The 651-nt window shown below is 72.4% G+C and carries 1 protein-coding gene; it reads right to left on the reverse strand.

Translation table 11 applies throughout. The annotated features are described in order from the left end of the window. Positions 1 to 612, reverse strand: a 612-nt coding sequence (locus tag ACH107_RS33335) for a squalene/phytoene synthase family protein (protein ID WP_412509861.1), incomplete at its 3' end; no start/stop codon positions are given. Positions 613 to 651 lie beyond the last annotated feature (39 nt).

Raw genomic sequence — 651 nt, forward strand, 5'->3', positions numbered from 1 at the left:
CGGCACCCCGGCGCGCCGTGCCTCGCGCAGCGCCTCGAGCCCCTCGCGCGCCAATGCGCGCACCCCGTCGTGCGTGCCATCCACCAGCGGTATCCGGCCCGCCTTTTCCAGCGCGGGAACCGCGCGCAGCCAGCTCGCGAGGCCGAGCGCGTAGCCCGCGCGCTGCAACGGATCTTCCGGCCCGTCACCCAGCCCGAGCGCGGCCGTCACCACGAGGTTTCCCGACGTTTTGCCGATGTAGTCTCGGAAATGCGCGATGTCCTCGAACGGCTCGCGGTAGATGTCCCACCGCCGCGCCTCGACCAGCGCATCCAGACGCGCCGCGCCGCCCGGGTCCAGCATCCGGGACAGGGGGGTGGCCACCTCGTGCCGGCGCACCGGGCCGCCACGGCGCATCTCGTCAAGCGCGTCCCGCCACCATTGCAGGCGCATCTCGGCGATCATGCTTTCCTGCGTGACCCACGGCGCCCGCGCCACTTCGAGATTGAAGGCATGGACGGCGAAAAGCACCGCGCGCGCCGCCGGCGGCGCCGCCATGACCGCGCGGAACCTGTCCGGCGCGCCCCGCTGCACAAGCTCTGCGCAGCCCTGTATGTCTTGATCGAAAGCCATGCTGCAACCTTATGGCGGCGGGGCGGCGCGGCAAGCCCC

Source organism: Roseovarius halophilus (ex Wu et al. 2025), from assembly GCF_047086965.1.